The sequence below is a fragment of the Chitinophaga sp. SYP-B3965 genome, from assembly GCF_009647655.1.
Lineage (GTDB): Bacteria > Bacteroidota > Bacteroidia > Chitinophagales > Chitinophagaceae > Chitinophaga.
The window spans coordinates 49565-69293 of the sequence record NZ_WJFD01000001.1; the positions used below are offsets into that span (position 1 = coordinate 49565).

Annotated in this window: 17 protein-coding genes; 9 read left to right on the forward strand and 8 right to left on the reverse strand. The window is 45.0% G+C overall.

The genetic code is table 11. The features are described 5' to 3' along the window. Positions 1–208 precede the first annotated feature (208 nt). Positions 209–2587: an outer membrane beta-barrel family protein gene (locus GFS24_RS00215; protein WP_153657559.1), complete on the forward strand. Its 2379-nt coding sequence runs from the start codon at positions 209–211 to the stop codon at positions 2585–2587. A gap of 37 nt (positions 2588–2624) precedes the next feature. On the opposite strand, the gene GFS24_RS00220 is transcribed toward GFS24_RS00215, so the two are convergent. From GFS24_RS00220 to GFS24_RS00240, 5 genes are read right to left on the reverse strand one after another with little or no spacing between them, the layout of a single operon-like run. Next, entirely contained in the window at positions 2625–3455 is an 831-nt protein-coding gene (locus GFS24_RS00220; RefSeq protein WP_153657560.1) for a DUF4397 domain-containing protein, read from the reverse strand. An 18-nt stretch (positions 3456–3473) separates the two neighbouring features. Further along, positions 3474–5210: a hypothetical protein gene (locus GFS24_RS00225; RefSeq protein ID WP_153657561.1), complete on the reverse strand. Its 1737-nt coding sequence runs from the start codon at positions 5208–5210 to the stop codon at positions 3474–3476. 10 nt (positions 5211–5220) lie between these two features. Further along, a complete protein-coding gene (locus tag GFS24_RS00230) occupies positions 5221–8616 on the reverse strand; it encodes a TonB-dependent receptor (RefSeq protein WP_173002916.1) in 3396 nt (1131 codons plus the stop codon). Positions 8617–8632: 16 nt separating this feature from the next. Further along, complete coding sequence (locus GFS24_RS00235; protein WP_153657563.1) at positions 8633–9547, reverse strand: FecR family protein; 915 nt, start codon at positions 9545–9547, stop codon at positions 8633–8635. 45 nt (positions 9548–9592) lie between these two features. Next, the gene (locus GFS24_RS00240; RefSeq protein WP_153657564.1) at positions 9593–10156 is read right to left on the reverse strand and encodes an RNA polymerase sigma factor; all 564 of its coding nucleotides are present in this window, start codon (positions 10154–10156) and stop codon (positions 9593–9595) included. An 89-nt stretch (positions 10157–10245) separates the two neighbouring features. On the opposite strand from GFS24_RS00240, the gene GFS24_RS00245 reads away from it, so the two are divergent. The 5 genes from GFS24_RS00245 (at position 10246) to GFS24_RS00265 (ending at position 14485) form a co-directional block, all read left to right on the forward strand. Beyond that, complete coding sequence (locus tag GFS24_RS00245; protein ID WP_153657565.1) at positions 10246–11064, forward strand: helix-turn-helix transcriptional regulator; 819 nt, start codon at positions 10246–10248, stop codon at positions 11062–11064. A 66-nt stretch (positions 11065–11130) separates the two neighbouring features. Continuing rightward, complete coding sequence (locus GFS24_RS00250; RefSeq protein WP_153657566.1) at positions 11131–11952, forward strand: SDR family oxidoreductase; 822 nt, start codon at positions 11131–11133, stop codon at positions 11950–11952. 10 nt (positions 11953–11962) lie between these two features. After that, positions 11963–12451: a DUF1772 domain-containing protein gene (locus GFS24_RS00255; protein ID WP_153657567.1), complete on the forward strand. Its 489-nt coding sequence runs from the start codon at positions 11963–11965 to the stop codon at positions 12449–12451. Positions 12452–12470: 19 nt separating this feature from the next. Beyond that, positions 12471–13409 carry a YafY family protein gene (locus GFS24_RS00260; RefSeq protein ID WP_153657568.1) on the forward strand — a complete coding sequence of 313 codons (939 nt, stop codon included), beginning with the start codon at positions 12471–12473 and terminating at the stop codon, positions 13407–13409. Between the two features lie 104 nt (positions 13410–13513). Further along, positions 13514–14485 (forward strand): winged helix DNA-binding domain-containing protein, encoded by a 972-nt coding sequence (locus tag GFS24_RS00265; protein WP_173002917.1) that lies wholly within the window; start codon positions 13514–13516, stop codon positions 14483–14485. Between the two features lie 178 nt (positions 14486–14663). Here GFS24_RS00265 and GFS24_RS00270 read toward each other — a convergent pair whose 3' ends face one another. From GFS24_RS00270 to GFS24_RS00280, 3 genes are all read right to left on the reverse strand, one after another. Continuing rightward, a complete protein-coding gene (locus tag GFS24_RS00270; protein ID WP_153657570.1) occupies positions 14664–15155 on the reverse strand; it encodes a hypothetical protein in 492 nt (163 codons plus the stop codon). A 61-nt stretch (positions 15156–15216) separates the two neighbouring features. Beyond that, positions 15217–16827: a Na+/H+ antiporter gene (locus GFS24_RS00275; protein WP_153657571.1), complete on the reverse strand. Its 1611-nt coding sequence runs from the start codon at positions 16825–16827 to the stop codon at positions 15217–15219. Beyond that, positions 16817–17167, reverse strand: coding sequence for a DoxX family protein (locus GFS24_RS00280; RefSeq protein ID WP_153657572.1), 351 nt, complete (start codon positions 17165–17167; stop codon positions 16817–16819). The genes GFS24_RS00275 and GFS24_RS00280 overlap by 11 nt, the downstream gene beginning before the upstream one ends. Before the next feature lie 57 nt (positions 17168–17224). Between GFS24_RS00280 and GFS24_RS00285 the strand changes: the two genes are divergently transcribed. The 3 genes from GFS24_RS00285 to GFS24_RS00295 all read left to right on the forward strand — a co-directional run bounded on the left by GFS24_RS00285 (position 17225) and on the right by GFS24_RS00295 (position 19688). Continuing rightward, positions 17225–17791: a Crp/Fnr family transcriptional regulator gene (locus GFS24_RS00285; RefSeq protein WP_173002918.1), complete on the forward strand. Its 567-nt coding sequence runs from the start codon at positions 17225–17227 to the stop codon at positions 17789–17791. 79 nt (positions 17792–17870) lie between these two features. Beyond that, the gene (gene rhuM / locus GFS24_RS00290; RefSeq protein WP_153657574.1) at positions 17871–18863 is read left to right on the forward strand and encodes a virulence protein RhuM/Fic/DOC family protein; all 993 of its coding nucleotides are present in this window, start codon (positions 17871–17873) and stop codon (positions 18861–18863) included. A 72-nt stretch (positions 18864–18935) separates the two neighbouring features. Further along, positions 18936–19688 carry a hypothetical protein gene (locus GFS24_RS00295; RefSeq protein WP_153657575.1) on the forward strand — a complete coding sequence of 251 codons (753 nt, stop codon included), beginning with the start codon at positions 18936–18938 and terminating at the stop codon, positions 19686–19688. Positions 19689–19729 lie beyond the last annotated feature (41 nt).

The window sequence follows — 19729 nt, forward strand, 5'->3', positions numbered from 1 at the left end:
TTAGGCAAATTCCCTGATAAAGCCCCTGCAGGAATACAACCGGTATTAAAATATTGACGAAAGGAATGGCAGAACAGGTGAAAGGTAATTTCATAGCATTTTCCGGGCGGAACCTGCAAAAAGGCACACGATCTGCAGCTCAGCAATTTTATCCCACAGCTCAGCATATAAAATTTTTGGCCTGCAGGATTCCTGTTTCCTTTATAGTATGAGGACCATCCTATTATTGCTTTTTCTTTCGCAAAGCACCTTTGCACAGGTTTCCGGGAAGCTCACTACCACAAGCGGGGCTCCTATTCCATCTGCTAATGTATTGCTGCTGAAGGCAGTAGATTCTTCGTTTGTAAAAGCAGTGCTCACAAATGAAGACGGTGTTTACAGGATGGATATTAGTAAAGGAGAATTTATACTGCGCCTGAGTATGGCCGGTTATCAAACCTGGTATTCTCCTGTATTTGAAAACAGCAGGGACTTTGATATTCAGGTAATGAAAGAAAATGTGCGGCAATTGGGAGAAGTAGTGATACAGGCAGAAAAGCCTTTATTCCAGCAGCAACCGGGTGGTTTGGTAGTAAATGTAGAAAGTAGCATCCTCACAAAAGGAAGTACGGCTTTGCAGGTCCTGGAGCGGATGCCCGGTGTACTGATCGATTACCGGAATTACAGTATCGCATTAAACGGGAAAAATGGGGTGATGGTGATGTTTAACGGAAAGCTCATGCGGATGCCAATGGAGCAGCTGGTTACCTTATTGAGCACCATGAGTGCAGATAACATAGAAAAAATAGAATTGCTCACAACACCCCCTTCAAAATACGATGCAGAAGGAAGTGGAGGCCTGATCAATATTGTATTAAAGAAAGATAAACGCTTCGGCACCAATGGTACTGTTTCCCTGGCAGCCGGTTATGGATGGAGAGAAAAAGGAACTGCTGGTATTAACCTTGCGCATAATACGGGCAAATACAATGTATACGGTTCCTACACCTTCTCACACAACAGGACCTATAGCGATATGTATATTACCAGCGCGCAGAATATGCCGGTGCTCGGAGGCATACTGGATGTGATAGTGAGGGACACTGCAAAGCGGATAACCGGTACCCACGATGTGATGGCAGGATTGGATGTAAGATTAAATGCCAACACCACTATGGGTGGCAGCATTACTTATAATGGCAGTAATTCATCCCTCCATACCGTTACCCATGCCAGTTACAACGTATTGCCGGATTCATTGTTATTCTTTAATGGGATATTAGATACAAAGAACAAATGGAAGAACGGAGCGGCTTCCATTTACCTGGAAAAGAAAAATATCCATTTTGATATGGATTACCTCTACTTCAATAATGATAACCCTTCCCTTGTACAAAGTTCCTTTCTGAATAAACACGGAGAAGCCGCAGGGAATAACGACAGCCTGTTTTCTCCCCTTCAGAAAGGTACTGCCCAGACGATCATACAGGTAGGCGTGCTCAAAGCAGATTATACAAAACAGTTAACGCCAAAACTGAAAATGGAAGCCGGTATCAAAGGGGTTTATACCAATGTTTCCAGTCTGTCGGGAATTGAGAGTTTGATAAATCATGTATGGGTTGGCAGAACGGAAACAATCAATGAAGTGGTGATGAAGGAAGCGATAGGTGCATTGTACACTTCCTTTAATGCTGCCATCAGTACAACCGCGAACCTGACTATTGGAGCCAGGTATGAATATGCTTATAACAAAAGCCAGGTAACCCGCAGACAGGGTGCGTTTTTCCCCAGTGTATTCTTTTCCTGGTCTGAATGGCAGATATCCTACACCAAAAGGATCAGCAGGCCCAGCTATAATGATCTGGCTTCTTATGTAACGTATAGTGACCCCACAGCTGTTTACGCAGGTAATCCTTTTCTGAAACCTACCATCACGCATAATATAAAGCTGGGTTATAGCTACCAGGGCTATTCGTTTTCCCTGCTTTTCAGCAAAGATAATTACCCTATTGCCCGCTACCAGCTAACCAAAGGAAGTGTGGAAAATCTGTTGTATGTTTCCCCGCAGAATGTGGCGTATCAGTATAACATCAACTTACAGGCTAACCTCCCTGTTAAAATAAACAACTGGTGGAGTATGAACTATAGCTTCACAGGAGGACTCAGACAGTTTAAGCTGATGCATACCATGCAGCCGGTTGAAAAGACCTACTTTGGTTATTCGCTGAATGGCAGCCAGGCATTTAAGCTCCCCAGCAACTTTTCGCTGGAATTGTCCGCCTGGTATAATTCCCTGTCCTATAACGGATCTGTAAAAGTAGGGGGATTTGGCGCGGTCAATGCAGGGTTGAAAAAGGAATTAAAGAACAACGCCGGCACTTTACAACTGTCCGTATCAGATCTATTCAGGAACATCAGTATAATTTCATCTTATGGAACGCTAACAGAGGAAGTATTCTCCATCAGAAGCCATGTGGATTTTAATACAGAATCAACCAGGTTGCCCATTATAAGACTTACCTGGTCCAGGGCCTTTGGAGCCGGTGGGGCCAAAGGCCGGCAGAGCGGGCAGGCAGGAGATGAAAAGGAGCGCGTAAGGAAAGAATAGAAGAGCATCTCCGGAGAAAGAAGATGCTCTTCTATGATTAGTTGATGATCCGTACACGTGCCAGGATACCGGCACTTAATTGAACGGATACCGAACCAGCAGCATCTTCATACGCCAGGAATTTTTGATTAACCAACCCTTTTACTACAACGGCATAAGAGCGTCCATTGCGATATGGAATGGTAGCCGTGGCTTTTACGGTGGCTGTATCAGTTCCTGTAAAGAACTGTAGATATGCATTGCCATCTTCTCCAACAATAGCAGTGTCCAGCTTTATCAGATCGGAATAGTTGCCATACTTTATATTGGAAGGCAAACTGGCCGGGAATACTTTCGTGCCATCGTCTTTAATATAATAACAGTTCATCTCTCCAAGATCACTGCTCAGATGTAACAGCCGGAAGCGGCATTCATCTGCTCCCGCGCTGGTATTCTCCACAATGTGTAAGATCCGGCAACGATAGAGCAGACTATCCGCATCATCATAAGCATAAAAGGTATGTTTTCCTCCGGCAGTAAGATCAAACGTAGTATCTGCCAGTATCCGTTTTCTTCCATTGGTATAAATAAACCGGTGAGTGCCGGAAGGCTGCATCATAGACAGTATACTCACTGTTCCGGAAGGCCCTGTACTGGTGAGCGCAGGAAACGTTTCGCCGGCGGTGGTTTTGTCTGTGAACTGGACAGGGTCTGTTTGTGTGGTGTCCATTACATCCATGTACACTGCTTTTGTTCCCGGTAAAGCAGTAATACCTTCTGCCGCATTAAAATAATTGATCGATGCATCAGGGGTAATATCACTGTCTGCTTCCTTCAAAGAATTGCAGGCAACCAGTGTGAATGCGAAAATATAGAGATGTGGTTTCATTTGTCTTTAATTAGAAAATTATTGTACAGGTGCCAGCAATAGTACCTCATTCAGCGTTGCATCTATTTCATAGTTGCGGATCATTAGCGGTAGTTTGCTCATTGTGTAACCAATTACATCACCGCCTATTCCCAGCCTGTATTTTTGTTCAAATGCATAACCCGGGTTCTGAGGATTATCATCCACAGTACCAGCGATAGTTGCCCTTATTACAGGAGCATAGGTGCTTACGGAGCGTTTGGAAAAATCTATGACCTTTACAGACGTGCGCTCATAGTTAATGAATTTACTGCTGCCGTTCCATACATAGTCATAATTTCCGCTTTCCTCATATTGTTGCTGATAAGCAAACATCACCATCGGCTGACCAGGTGAAGGCCATTGGTAAACCCGCGTGCCAGTGAGTTGGAATTCCCTGTAAAGCCCTTCCAGCACATTAAACGGACCATCTGTTATGGTAGGTGATCCATTAGTGACCTGTTTAAAAGCAAAGGAACTTAATTGCCTTTGCTGTTCCAGGCTGTAACAGTTAAAAGCAGTGATGTCATATAAAGAGCCACCAGCGCCGGCATAGTCGGCACCGTCAAAAGCGTAGAGTAGTTTATTTTCAGGATCAATGCTGTGGATCTTAGTGTAGTTGATCACATTCGTGATGTGTGGCAGGAAATCATATGTTTCTAACAGCTCCTCATTTTTAATATAACGTACCTGGCATATTTTATCGGGATACGAATTCCCTTTGGCCAGGTATTTCAGATCACCGGAAGCATCTATGCGGCCAACAGTAAGGTTATTGGCTTCGCCGTAAACTTCCGGATCATATACTAACCAGTTGATCACGGACCCGGCAAAATAGATCTCACCCGCTTTATTGATATAAAGGTTTTTCATCACAGGCAGGAACAGATCTTTCAGAGGTCCTTCTTTCTTCACTTTCTCCAGGTCAACAAAAAGATCCGAAATAAAGAAACTCTCCGTGGGCAATAACGTGCGGTTGAGGGTAGTAACGCTGTAATCATGCAGGGACATTTTCAGAAAACGTGCGGCGGCAGTTCCTGTACCAGCGAGCTGTTCTTCCATAGTGATGCAGGAAATATATAAATAGTCGCCTGCAGGATCTACCGCAAAACCATAATTAATATTAGCAGGCTGCACAATAGAAAATATACCGAAATCATCCATCCATGTTGTTTTACCGCGGCGGATGGCGCCTTCCTGCCAGGTGATCACACTATCGCCGTTTATAAAAACAATAGGGCCTCCGGGGGTATAATTAGGTACCACCTTTGTGCCTAAAGGCATACTGAGTACTACGGACGCCTGTGCCGGGTTCAGGTAATTAAGCGTATCGTTACGCACAGCTACAGGTTTGTCTTTAGTAACGAGAATAATGGCTACCGTACTGGCCATACCATTCACTTTAGCGATCACTGGTTGTTGCGGGCCTATCATAGGTGTAGTGATCAATACTTTAACAACATCCAGTGTATAATTATACAGCACTTCATTTTGCGTATAGCTGCTGTCGCGCGAAGTGAGAGAGATCACAGGAGCATCTATGCCGCCAACTGTAATTTTCAGATCGGCCTTGCCCGCTCCGAATTTACCCGTCAGCACTAAAGTATCTCCTACAGCATAAGCATTATTTTCCAGTTGATTAGCCCTTGGCAGGCCTTCCAGTTGATCGTAAAATTCTTTGGTCTTGAGGCATCCTGCAGCCAGGATCAATAAGACGAGCAGATAAGTATATTTCATAAATGCATGATTAGAATGAATAAGTGATATTGGCCTGGATATTACGTCCGGGGCTCCACCGCCGGGTAATGTTATCTCCTCCGTATACAGGTACGTCCCTGCCCACGAGTGATCGTTTTTCTCCTGTATTGAATTCCGGTTCATACTTGCTATCCCTGTTTTGATCTTCCGCAAACCGGATATCTTCATTCAGCAGGTTATTAACACTCAGCTTCATTTGCCAGCGTTTGGCAAACTGTTGGGTATAAGAAAGGTCAAGCAGGTTACGGGGCAATTCTAATATAGACCCACGGTATTTCACAATAGTGTTAACCTGGTCGTTATATTTACCCACCGCATAAATGCTCGTGCCTGATACGTTGTAGTTCAGCGCTATTTTGCTGCCGGATTCAATGTTTTCATAGAACAGTCCTGCATTCACCACATAAGGCGTTTGCCCCTGTAAAGGACGGTTGGTAGCAGTATCGATGAATACAGTACCGGAACCAGGGATCGTAGCAATGAAACCTCCATTCACGCGACTGCGGATCAGGGAGCCATTAAACAATACAGATAACCTGCGGAATATTTTACCGGGAATGAAGTTGAGGTTCTTCCGAAAATCCACTTCAACACCCTGCACAATGGCTTCATTCACATTCGTGAAAGTAATATTGTCATAAGCAGTTAGTTCAGCCGCCGCAGTGCTTACAGAAAAGATGATCCGTTCAATAGGGTTTTGTAATCGCTTGTAAAAAACACCCACGCTCATCATTTCCCCTTTGTTCTTCTGTGGATAGAATTCCAGCCGAAGATCATAGTTGGAAATATCAGATTGCACCAGTGCCGGATTCCCATTGATCATCTGGTTATTGGGATAATCATAATCGCGGAAAGGAGAGATCTCTCTGAATTCAGGGCGGTTCACCGTTTTGCCATAGGCAGCACGTAACACCCATGATTCGGAAGGGCGCCATGATCCGTTAAAAGATGGCAGCCAGGAAAGACGGGAGCGATCTATCAGGATGGTGGGGCCAACCCTTTTATCCGGTAATACCAGGGAAGGTACTACGGCAGACAGTTTTAACTGATCGTATTCCAGCCGTAATCCACCATTCAATTCCAGCTTGCCGCCAAAAGGTTTGGCAGTTGCCATTACATAACCTGCATTGTATTGTTCTGAGGCACGGTAAGCATCCATGGAACTTGTACGGTCTTCTACCCGTAAACCAGATCCATCTTCCCTGAAATAATCTGTGCTCCATATCTTGCCCAGGTCCTGCATGGAAAAACGCCAGAGCGCAGGATCAACATATTGCAGTGAGCCTGGTAATTTGTATTCTTCTCCCTCCACGATATTCCTGATGAGACCATATCTGTTGCCTGGCGTGAGTTCTCCGTCATATATAAGGAAGGAACGCCTGGCCACATCCCGTAATTTGAATAACTGATAGGTGCCGGCTTTCACTTCCAGCCATGATTGAACCGGCATCGTGTAATCCAGTGAGGCATTGTAGACTTGTTCTTTCAGCTGTGTGAACACACGGGAAGCTGTTCCCTGCATATCGTAGTTTGCCGGTACTTTACCGAAACGATCATCCGCACGCCAGCTAAGATCAAAGTCCTGAGGCCCCCCGAGATTAAAAGCGGCTGTAGGGTAATCACTGTTTACAAAACGGCTGATCCGCTGATCTGGTGTTTCATTCCGGGTGTGTGTAACACCAAGGTTCCAGTTCAGCTGATGCCTGTTCCCGAACAATCCATGGTTACCACCGAGGTTTCCTGCATAGAGGAAACGTTCCCGGTAATCCAATACAACATTGCGGTTCCAAAGGGCATTTGCAAAGCTGTACCGCCCCAGAGTGTCCGGGAAAGCATTCGGCCGCTGGGTCCTGTCGATCGTATTCTTCCGTCCCTGTTGTAAAACAAAATTCCGGAAATAGATACTGTGCTGATCATTGATCCGCAGCATGAAGTTCTGCATCAGGTTGAGTGTAACTTCTTCTGAACTTTGCAGTTCATTGGTTACTGATGCCTGTTTGTAATCGATATAGGATGAATAGGTATTATTAACTTGCCGGTATACCGGATTGGAGCGTGTTTCCGTATTATAGCTCAATCCGGTGATGTTATATAAGCGGGCACTACCGAGTTTGAAACTGTTGTAATAATTAGCCGTAAGTTGCAGATCAGGCATAGCTGTTTTGCTGCCGTAGTTCATTACATCAGAAAACGACTTCACATAATCACTTTGCGATAATTCCGCTTTACGGAAATCTCCATAACCCGGAACGTTGGAAGGTAATGCACGTTTGCCATCGTCCACGCCCAGCCAGTCCAGTTTACCACCTGTGTAAGTATTATAGGATTCCAGTGTACTACCGGGCACATAACCAACCCGTACACCTATATCAAAGTGTTTCACCGCCAGTGCATCTTTCGTATATACTTTTACAGCAGCTCCTGCAAAATCTCCAAAGAGGTCCGCACGGGGAGATTTATACACCAGGATCTTATCAATGATCCTGGAAGGCAGCAGGTTCATCGCAAAAGCACGGCTGTATTGTTCAGTACCCGGTGCAATGTTATCACCGAGGTAAGTAACATTGTAACGCTGGTTCATTCCACGCACTACCAGGAATTGTTCATCCGTAAGTGTTACACCGGCGATACGTCTTGCTACCTGTGCAGCATTCACATCCGCCATTTTCGCTATCAGTTCTGAAGAGATCCCGGACACCACACTGTTCGCTGATTTGATCTCCTGGATCAATTCCCGTTCATTGGCATGTTGTACCGGTTGCAGCGCATGGCGGATAGCTTGTACTTCTACCGCAGAGAGTGAAGTAGAGGTGGCTTCCAGTTTTATGGCAAACTCCATCCTGCTGCTGTCAAATGCAGCTTCCTGTTGTTTATATCCTATGAAATAAAATAAAAGGGTACCTGCAGCCTGACCCGGTTTAAGACTGAAAGCGCCCGTTTCATCTGTAACAACGCCATTCTTTGTACCCTTTACAAGTAAAGAAACGCCCGGTAACGGTTCACTCGTTTTTGCATCCACTACTTTCCCTTTCAATAGTTTGTTGCTGGTTTGTAAAGGAAGCAGCTTCACTGAGATATACTTTTCATTAACCGTAAAATCTAATGCATACTTCCGTTTTAATTCCTCCAGTACTTTTCCCAGCGAAACATTTTTATATTGCACGTTCTCCATTTTCCTGTTTTCCAGGAGGTTCGCATCAAAGAGAAAATTCCTTGCAGGTGCCTGTTTTGCCAGTTCTTTGATCACTGCAGTGGCCGTGGTGGATTGAAACCCCAGGGTGATCTTTTCGGAAAGGTCCTGGTACTGTGCTTTTGATAAAAGGCAGAGGGAAAGGCATAAGCATAACATCCCGTATCGCCATTGGCGGGTAAATTTTTTTGCCATAATGTTGTTTACTTTATTATTGATATACCTGGTAAGTGTCGGCTGTTTTCCGCCATTTAAAGCCATATACGGCCAGTAAAGCATCCAGTATTTTCTCAGGACTTTCTTTCTCAAAATGACCTGTTATACTGTAGTTTTTATGCATGTCCTTTGACAGTATCACTTTTATATTATAAGCTTCGCCGATCCTTGCTAATGCTTCCTGTAATGAAACCCCGTTAAACACCAGTTCTCCTTTGATCCGTGCGGTGGCATTTCCTTCTGCAGATTGTTGGAACTGGCGGCCGGTATTATTTTCAAACACCATCATCTTGCCGGGCAGCAGGATCATTTTATGCAGACTGTCACCCGTTTCCACCTTTCCGCTTACGAGTGTTACCCTTGTGATACCTTCTCTTTCATGTGCTTCAATATTAAAGGTGGTACCTAATACCCGTGTGGTAGTATGTACTGTTTGTACCATAAAAGGCTGTTCCGCATTTTGTGTTATTTCAAAGAAGGCTTCCCCTTTAAGATGCACGAGGCGGGCAGTATCAGGATAAGAGAGTGTACTTCCTGCATTCAGATATACTACACTGCTATCCGGGAGGATCACTTTCTTACGTTCTCCGGAAGCCGCTGAAACCTTTGCCCATACCACCGGTTTAACAGATGGAGTATGCCATAACCATCCGGCAACGAGCCCTGCCAGTAATACGGAAGCCGCGGCGGCCAGCCAGATCTGTTTAACAGGACGGGAAATACGCCGGCGAATACCGGCATACAGATGTGCGGGAAGTTCGGCAGGGGGAAGTTCAGGGAAGTCAATGTCTTCCAGTTTTTCCTGTGCATCCTGTTGCCCCACAAACATTTTTAACCTGGCCAGTTCCAGGTCTGTAATGGTTTTTTGATGAAACTTAGCGATTAATGATCTGAGCTCGTTACTGTCCATTTGTGATATATACCAGGGGCAGTTAAAAACCCCTATCGGGGAATGTTACCTTAATGTTAAGAGAGAAATGAGGAGGATGAGTTCGGTGATGTTCACTTCGTACCGGATATGTTTTAATGCAGAAGAGATCTGGTTTTCCACCGTTCTTACGGAAATGCCCAGTTCATCTGCAATCTCCCGGTAACTCTTTTGTTGGATGCGGCTGAGGAGGAAGATCTTTCTTCTTTCGGGGGGCAGGGCATTGACGATCTTCATCGCTTTTTCTTCACTGAGGAGCCGGTTTTCCTCTTCAGCCGGCAGTGCGCGGTCGTCTATAATATATTCCGTGATCAGCACGTTCCGTCTGAAAGCCTTAACGGCCATATTCTTCGTTACCTTTACAAACCATCCGTTCAGGTGTTCTGCTTTTATCTGCTTCCGCTTTTCCCAGCAAACAACAAAAACATCCTGTATAATATCTTCCGCCTGTTCGGGGGAACCGCAGATAGCAGTAGCATAGGCCAGCAGGCCCGGGGCAAACGAGTGATAAATAGTACTGAAAGCGTTTTCGTCTCCTTTTAAAAACAGTTCCACAACGGAGCCGTCTAATTCAGGCCAATTTGAATACATCGGCTGAAGATATTTTTGCAAAACTAATAATATGGCCGTAACGCTGTATTAATTCTTTGTTATTAGAAAAACCCGTAATTTTATTAGGTATGAAGTTCGAACAAATACAACCGCCTGCCTACCTCAGGGACTATGTCCGTTACATCTGGACGCTGCAAAGCACCGCCATGGATGAAACGCCAAGGACCTTTGCGCCCGTAGCAGACGGATGCCCCGGTCTTATCTTTCAGCAATCAGATTTCACCCGGTTCTATGATCAGGATGAAAAGAAACTGCCGGACCTGTTCCTCTACGGCCAATCCACAAAACACACCACCCTGCATTCCCCGGGTAAGTTCAATACCATTGGTATCTACTTTTATCCCCATGCCCTGAAATCCATCTTCGGGATCAATGCGGAAGAACTCACCAATACCTGCGTGGATGTAAACCTGATGTCCATGAAGCAGGGCTTCAGCCTGTCTCAACAACTACTGAATACCCTTGATATCAATGAACAGATAGATATCCTCAACGCCTACCTGTTTTCACTGGTGCAAAAGAATAAAGTGCCTGTGGACAGCGGTACCCAATTCGCCATCTCTAAGATCATCACCTCCAAAGGCAATGTGCCCTTAAAAGAGCTGCTGGACAAGCTGAACATGTCCGAAAGGAATTTTGAGCGCAAGTTCAAAGAAAGTGTAGGGATCTCTCCCAAGATGTTTTCCCGTATCTGCAAGTTCCAGGCATCGTTGAACCAACTGCGGAACAATGATTTCTCCAAACTCTCCGATATCGCCTTTGAGCAGGAGTATTCAGATCAGTCCCATTTTATCCGGACCTTCAAAGAGTTTACCGGTATCTCCCCTTATCAGTTTACGAAACAGTCCCAGGAAGTAATTGAGAACTTCCCTGAATGGAAAATTTAGGGTTGGCGGTTTTGTTCTATTTTCCCGAAGCAGGCCATCATAGCTTTGTTACATAAATTACAAACTATGATTGCTATAACAGGCGCAAACGGAAACTTAGGGAAAGCCACCATAGAGTTCCTGCTAAAGAAAGTAAAACCAGAGAACATCATTGCTGTGATGCGGAACCCGGTCGCTATGCCGGAGGGTATTCAGGTACGCCTTGCTGATTATGAAGATTTAAATGCTTTAAATGCAGCATTTAAAGGAGTAGAGAGACTATTGCAGATCTCCGCTACCAGTATGGGAGAAGCAGGTATCCGCCAGGAAACCAATGTGGTGCGGGCTGCCATTCAGCAGGATGTAAAACACATTGTATATACCGGTTCCATCAGGCCATCTGCCGTAGCTAACTTTTATGCTACCCATCAGGCACTGGCAACAGAAAGGGCGATCCTTTCTTCCGGTATCACCTATACTTTTTTAAGGAACAGTTTGTATATGGAGATCATGCCCCTGTTCATTGGTAATGCTTTGGAAGCAGGCCATTGGGAATACCCTGCTGGCAATGGTAAAGTGAGTTTTGTATCCCGTATGGATATTGCAGAAGCACTGGCAAATGTACTCACGGAAGCAGGGCATGAAAACAAGCAGTACGAGATCTCCGGCAGCAAAGCCTATACATTCGCAGACACAGCAAAACTTTTAAACATCACTTATGCAGATGTGCCAAATGTTTATCTTGAGAAAGGAATGGCCGCAGAACATTTACCCGGAGAACTGATCACCTGTATGGTAAGTATGGTAGATGGCATTAAGGCGAATGAATTTGCTTATGTGGAAAAGGACCTGGAATACCTGCTGCGCCGCAAACCACAATCTTTTGAACAATATCTTAAAACCCTTTAACCTGAACTATATGTTTGACAGAATTATTTTAGTTGCCGCTACTACCACTACTGCTATGCTGGTAGGTCTTTTTTACGGATGGTCCGTTTCCGTGATCCCGGGGATCGCCAGATTGAACAACACAGAATATCTTTCCGCCATGCAGGCCATGAACAGGGCTATCCTGAATCCAATGTTCTTTATCACCTTTATGGGTAGCGTGATCTTATTACCACTGGCCGCTTACCTGAATTATTCACAGCCCGCTTCTCCTCGTTTCTGGCTGATAGTGGCAGCCGCTGTATTATACATCGCAGGAACGTTTGGTATCACCATGGCCAGGAATGTGCCGCTGAATGATATGCTGGACAAATTTAATCTCCTCACCGCCACAGATGAAGCCAAAGCCATGCAACGCGCCATCTTTGAAGAGCCATGGAACAGGCTGCATTCCATTCGCACGGTGATCGGTCTCCTGGCTACAGTATGTATGATCATCGCCTGCCTCGTAAAAAGATAAAATGCCTTAAATTGCGGCTATGATGAACCGCTTCGACCGCCTCACCGCTATCCTGATCCATCTGCAGTCCAAAAAGCTGGTGGTAGCCCAGGAGATCGCAGATCGTTTTGAGATCAGTTTACGTACCGTGTACCGGGACATCCGTTCTCTCGAACAGGCAGGCGTACCCATCCTTGGCGAAAAGGGATTAGGTTATTCCATCATGGAGGGGTATCGCCTTCCCCCGGTAATGTTTACGGAAGAAGAAGTGATCGCCTTTTTAATGGCAGAGAAGATATTGGAGAATCATGCAGACCTGCAGAACAGCGAACGTTTCAAATCCGCCATGTTCAAAGTAAGGGCAGTGTTAAGGAATGCGCAGAAGAAGGTACTGGAGGATATGGAAGAAAGCATTGCTGTAAAACACAAGAACTCCGAACATAACTTCCTGATCAACGACACACTGCCCCTGCTCATAAAAGCCATCTCAGAAAAAATAGTGTTACGTGCAAATTATGCCACAGAAGAAGGCCCTGAAGAAAGGGAAATTGAACCCATCGGCATCTTTCATGAGAACGGCACCTGGAATGCCATAGCGTATTGCCACTTATTAAAGGATTACAGGCATTTCAGGGTAGAAAGGATACTGAACCTTGCCCAGACAAATAAACTCTTCCACAAGCAGCATAAGACCCTTACGGCGTATCTGGAAGGTGCCAGGAAGCAGGATCAGGTTTTCCCCGCAGTGATAGAAGTAGAGAACCAGATGGCCCGTTACCTGCAGGAGCAGAAGTTTGATTATGGCTTTAAAAACGAGGATCAAGGCAAAACCCACACCCGCATGTTCTTTGATGCTCCCTGCATACAAGCCTTCTCCCGCTGGTATGTGACCTTTGCAGATCATGCAAAGATCATAGAACCCACTTCTTTGAAGACGCTGTTGAAGGAACGTTTAACGAACCTGCTGAAAGTCATATAAAAACAGGATCTACCCCCACGGAAAATATATCCAACTACACCTGACATACCGTTGTCACTAAGCCCCTGTAGCTTTGTTTTATGGATATAGCCCATTACCGTCTCATGAATCAACAGCTTACCCGTTCCGCCTTTTCGGAGCCAGGGGAGCTGATCTCATGGATGGGATGTTTACAGGCAGAAGAATATACCAGCGCTAAATGGGCCATAGGCAACAGGATCCCGCATATTACAGATGCCCGCATAGAAAAGGATTTCAATGAAGGCAGGTTCTTTCGTGCCCAGGTTTTACGCCCCGCCTGGCATTTTGTAGCCCCTGCGGACATTGGCTGGCTGCTCAACCTCTCTGCCCACCGCATAAAGGCATTTTATAAACAGCTGCATGGTAAACTGGATATCTCTAACAGTGATCTTAAACGCAGCAAGCATATCATCACCAAAGCCTTAACAGGAGGGGAGAAGATGACGCGCAACGAACTATTAACCCTATGCCTGCAGGCAAAAATGCGCACAGACGAGATCCGCATCAATTTCCTGTTGATGGATGCAGAACTGGATGGATTGATCGTAAACGGCGGCAGGCAGGGGAATGAGTTTACATATGAATTGCGCGAAGAACGAATGCCAGTGATGGAAAAAGAAGCCGCCATCGCAGAACTGGCCAGGCGATATTTCATCAGCAGGGGCCCCGCCACCTTACCGGATTTCGTTTGGTGGAGCGGATTAGAATTGGCCGAAGCCAAAATGGGGCTGGAAATGATCAAAGACGGATTACAATATGCCGTGATCAACGGAGAAGCCTATTGGTTCTTTGAAACACCCGTGTTGCAGGAGCCGGATAGCGTTTCCCTCCTGCCTTCTTTTGATGAATTTACCGTAGGTTATAAAGATCGGGTAGATGAATACAAACCCTCCATCATTATAGACGGGCAAGTAGCCGGTACCTGGAAATACAGCGAAAAACGTCATAAAATAAGGATAGAAACACAGCTTTTCGTGCCTTTACAAGAGCATGCTGAAAATGCCGTATTGCTTGCTGGAAGAGAATATGCCCGCTTTCTCGGTAAAGCGATATAACTCCAGGATTTCCTGAAAAATGCCCCAAAAACGGCAAATACCAAGTCCACCCCAAGTCCACAGTATCTCCACAGTAAGTCCACACCATCTCCACGGTTCTCCCGACATCCTCCTATCTATCCTCGCCTGTTCCCCCGACATTCCCCTATACATGACAGCCTGTACTCCCATAGTTGCTTTAATAAGCACTCTCACACCACAACACTGCCAAACTCACCAAAGCTGTATCATCCCACCGCAATTGTTTGATGCAGATCCTGGCTTGTATCTCCTTACCCTCAGCACTTTCCCGAAGCACTGAAGGATACAGGTTAAAAAGATATTCCAGCCGGTCTTTCTGCACCTTATCAGAAAGATGTACCAGGTACTTAAAGTCCAAAAGACTTCTTTGATCCTTTTTAGCAACCAGTAAAGTTTTATAGAAAGCTATTGAGAAATCATCCCCGTTGAAGCATATCAGGCTATCATACAATGGTTTTCTTTTATCATGGTCTTTCTCCAGCCACGCATACAGCGCAGCATCACTCATCTTCTTCAAACGCATTGCTGATGACAACGAAGAAAAAGCCTTTGTAGTATCCCACTTCATGAAAGTTGGAGGGAGCGGTTGAGCAATAGAAAGCAACGGAGAGCCACATAAAAGAATGGCCCAGACAATTAGTTTAGTCATAGGAAAATTGGATTTAGGGTATGTCAGAATCCTAAAACGCCGAAGGTTCAGATTTATTACATTAAAGGGTTTTTGTTCCGTTGATCTTTAGTTCATCCCAGTCCAGCTGCATTTCCATCTTCCTGATCTCCTCATCACTAAAGTACTTCTCCTTTCTCAGTTTAAACAGCTCCTGGCGTTGTACTGCATAGATGTCCAGTAATACTTTATTGTACAACTCCTTTTCTTCCTGTTCCGTATCCAGGCATTCCAGTGATTCCAGGCGTTGCGAAGTAACCGCGATATCATTCTCCAGGTTCTTTTTCAGGAAACCTACCAATTCATTTTCCATGATCTCCAACGTGTAATGCGAATTCAATCTTTCCAGCGCCGCTTGTTTCAAACGCAATTGAATCCCTGCATCCTGCTCATCTTCCGGCAGGATGGGATCGATCTCTTCGATCTTTATCCATTTCACTAAAAGTGGTAAGGTAAATCCCTGCACCACCAGCGTCACAAAAATAACCACGAAGGTGATGAAGAGGATCAGGTTCCGCAAAGGGAACGGCTCTTTATTATCCATTAAAAGGGGAATGGACAATGCAGTGGCTAAAGACACCACACCCCGCATCCCGGCCCAGCCAGTTACTAAGGGCCCTTTCCAACCGGGAGAAGGATCTTTACGTGCAGCAGGGATGATCCATCTTGGAATATGCGCACCCGGGAAAACCCACAGGAGCCGCAGTGCAATTACAATACCGCTGATGCACAAACCATACTTCAACGCTTCCCAAACAGAATAATTGCCCAGTCCTGCAATAATACCCGGTAAGCCCAGGCCAATCAATATAAACACGAGTGCATTCAATACAAAAACGAGGGTGGTCCAGAGTCCCAGCATATTCATACGTGTAGCGCCCGTATTAAAAATATCATGAGAACGGTAGGAGATAAAAAGCCCGCCGCTCACCACGGCCATTACACCAGAGAAGTGGAAAGCTTCCGCCACGAGGTATAAAAAATAAGGGGTCATGACCGTTAGTGCAGCATCAATGGCAGGTGTGGTAGGAAGGAAACGATGGAAGGCATACATGATATGCGCAATGGCTAATCCCACTACAATACCCATGCCTGCTACCCAGAAGAAATTCCCCACCGCCACATGCATCGAGAAGGTACCCGTCATTACAGCCGCAAGGGCAAAACGGAACACAATAAGCGAAGAAGCATCGTTCACCAGGCTTTCCCCTTCCAGGATGGTCAATGCCCGTTTTGGTACTTTCAGGCCCTTCAGCACAGTAGCCGCCGCCACTGCATCCGGCGGAGAAACGATCCCGCCTAAGAGGAAACCAAGGGCCAGCGTAAATCCGGGAATGATGGCCACAGAAGAATAAGCTACGATGGTAGAAGTAAAGAACACCAGCCCGAAAGCCAGCATGGCGATAGGCCTTTTCCATTTCCAGAAATCATTCCAGGAAGTATACCAGGCTGCTTCGTATAACAGGGGCGGCAGGAAGAGCAGGAAAATCACATCAGGGTCTATACTGATCAGCGGAAGACCGGGGATGAAACTCACGCCCAAACCGGCGAGCACCAGGAAAATAGGGTAGGCTATCTTTATTCTTTGCGCCAGCATCACCAGCAGGAAAACAACAAAAAGAAGGGCCAGTACAAGTAAGATATTATCGTGCATATAAAGGATGCTGTAAATAAATGATCAACCAGGAAAGCAGGAAGAAAGGCAGCTCTATGGCTACACCCTTCAGATCCCTTGTGCTGAGATGTAATACAATGATGAAAAGGATGGTGGCTGCCATGATGAAGTTACCCCAAAGGAATGTTTTCGGGAACAACACCAGTACGGAACCGATGAGGGTGATGGCACCCAGCACGGCTACACTGGTTTTACCCAGCTGCCATTTGCTGAACATCTCCAGCATTTCAGATTTGCCGGCCAGCATGGCCCAGCCTTGTTTGATCCCCATAAAAACTGCAAAGAGGATCAGCGCTGCGTTAATGATCTTTAGTGCCATAGTCAGGATTTTTACAAATATCAGGAAATAATGTTTCTTTGTTACAAAATCCACGCGATGCCCGGTTTGTTAATGGATAGCATCTTACAGCACGTATCACTGACCGAAAAGGAGCAACAGCGTTTGCCTTCCTTCTTTCAATCCTTACGCACCCGCAAACACCAGTACCTGTTGCAGGAAGGCCAGGTATGCAAATATGAATATTTTATCCTGAAAGGTTGCTGCCGGCAGTTTGAAGTAGATGCAGAAGGAAAAGAGAACGTGTTGCAATTCAGTATTGAGGGATGGTGGATCACAGACCTGGATAGCATGCTCACACAACAGCCTTCGTTATTCAACATCGATGTACTGGAAGGAGGTGAAGTGTTACAAATTGATAAACAAAAGCTGGACGAATTATTCAATGAAATACCTGCCGTGGAACGTTACTACCGCATCATCTCCCAACGCGCATTCATTGCATTGCAAAGAAGGATCCTCTTCCTCCAGAAACCTGCCATGGAAAGATACCAGGAGTTCATTACACGTTATCCTTTTTTAGAACAACGTTTGCCGCAACATCAGATAGCTGCGTATTTAGGGATTACGAGGGAAACTTTGAGCAGGTTAAGGAGCAGGAAGTAATTACTGCAAGATTTGCTAAATTTTAACGAGTTGCCAATTATCGATGCGTTAACTTTATTACAAGAGCAAGAGAACGATAATGGAAAATAATCAAATTATTATTTATCAGACACCGGATGGTGAAACATCGATAGATGTTATTTTGGATCATGATACGGTTTGGCTGGATCAGGAAAAAATTTCAGATCTTTTTCAAACAGACAGAACATCTATTACAAAACACATTAAAAATATATATAAATCCTCCGAGTTATCTGAAGAAACAACTTGTGCAAAAATTGCACAAGTTCAAACAGAGGGAAAAAGGAGGATCAACCGTAATATATCCCACTATAATCTTGATATGATCATATCTATTGGTTATCGTGTAAATTCTATACGTGGTACACAGTTCCGCATCTGGGCTAACAAAATTCTCAAACAATACCTGGTTCGGGGATTTGTCGTGAACGAAAAACGCTTGTATGAGCAAACCCGGCAGTTTGAAGCACTTAAGCAAACTGTGCGCCTGATGGGTAATGTGTCAGGTGCGCAAAAATTATCTTCTGATGAAGCAAGCGGCCTGCTAAAAGTCATTGCCGATTACACCTATGCGCTGGATGTTCTGGACAAATACGATCATCGTAACCTAACCATTGAGGCAACGCACAAAGATCAGTCATTCACCTTTACATACGAAGAATCGATCAAAGCAATCCAGGGATTAAAAGACAAATTCGGCGGCAGCAGGTTGTTCGGAAATGAAAAAGATGAATCGTTCAGAAGTTCAATCGCTACGATCTATCAATCTTTCGGGGGAAATGACCTATACCCCAGCATTGAAGAAAAAGCTGCTCATCTGTTGTATTTCGTAGTCAAGAATCATTCCTTTTCCGATGGCAACAAACGGATTGCCGCTTTTCTGTTTGTCTGGTTCCTCGAAAAGAACAGCCTCCTTTATCGCGAAGACGGTACCAAACGTATTGCAGACAATGCGCTTGTAGCACTCACATTGATGATTGCCGAAAGCAAACCAGATGAGAAAGATATCATCACCCAAGTGGTTGTCAATCTTATCAATGGTTATAATTAACCCCTCCCACCTAAATAGCTTATATTATATTAAAAACAATATGTATATTGCCGAAAATAAACCCATACACCTATGAAATTAAGAGTTTTAGGCAGTTTACTATTATTGGCTGCTGCCGTTATGATCTCCTGCAGCAAAGACAAAGATCAACCACTAAACACGCTGGTCCTCAAAATGAGACAAGGTATTATTCCCGGCGATGATACCGTTTACATCGTAAAGTACGATGCCGGCAGCCGCATTACCAGCATAATAGACAGCGTTTATGCTGACACATTGAAAGTTGAATACAACAGCACAGGTAAAGTTATTTCAGTACAGGATGAAGGATGGGAGCCCGCTACCTTCACCTACAATGACGCAGGCCAGTTAACAGAAATATTTTATGAAGCCGGCGAATACTCAGAACGATATGTATTTGAATACACCAACGGTGTTCTCTCAAAAAAGAGTGAATACTCCAAAACCAATGCTAATTCACCAGCGCTCAATTTGTGGAGATATCATACCTATGTGGTAACAAATGGCAATATTACCAACATGAAGGAATATGATGCCGCAGGCGGTCTTCTTGGCGAAACAACTTTTACCTATTCCGCTTATCCGAATGCATTTAAACCTTTGTCCTTACTGAATGCCCGCAATACGCTGGGCTTAGGCGATCTGGCAAATCATGAAACATACTTCAATAATAACCTGATCTCAAGTTCTTCCGTAGAAGGTGTGCAGACCACCTTTGCGTATACTTATGCCAGTGGTGAAAGGCTTGCTCAATTTGTATCAAGCTCACCATATGCCATTTACACAAGGATGTTCTCCTACTAAAAATATTAAAAGGGCGTCTTCTCAATAGAGAAGGCGCCCTT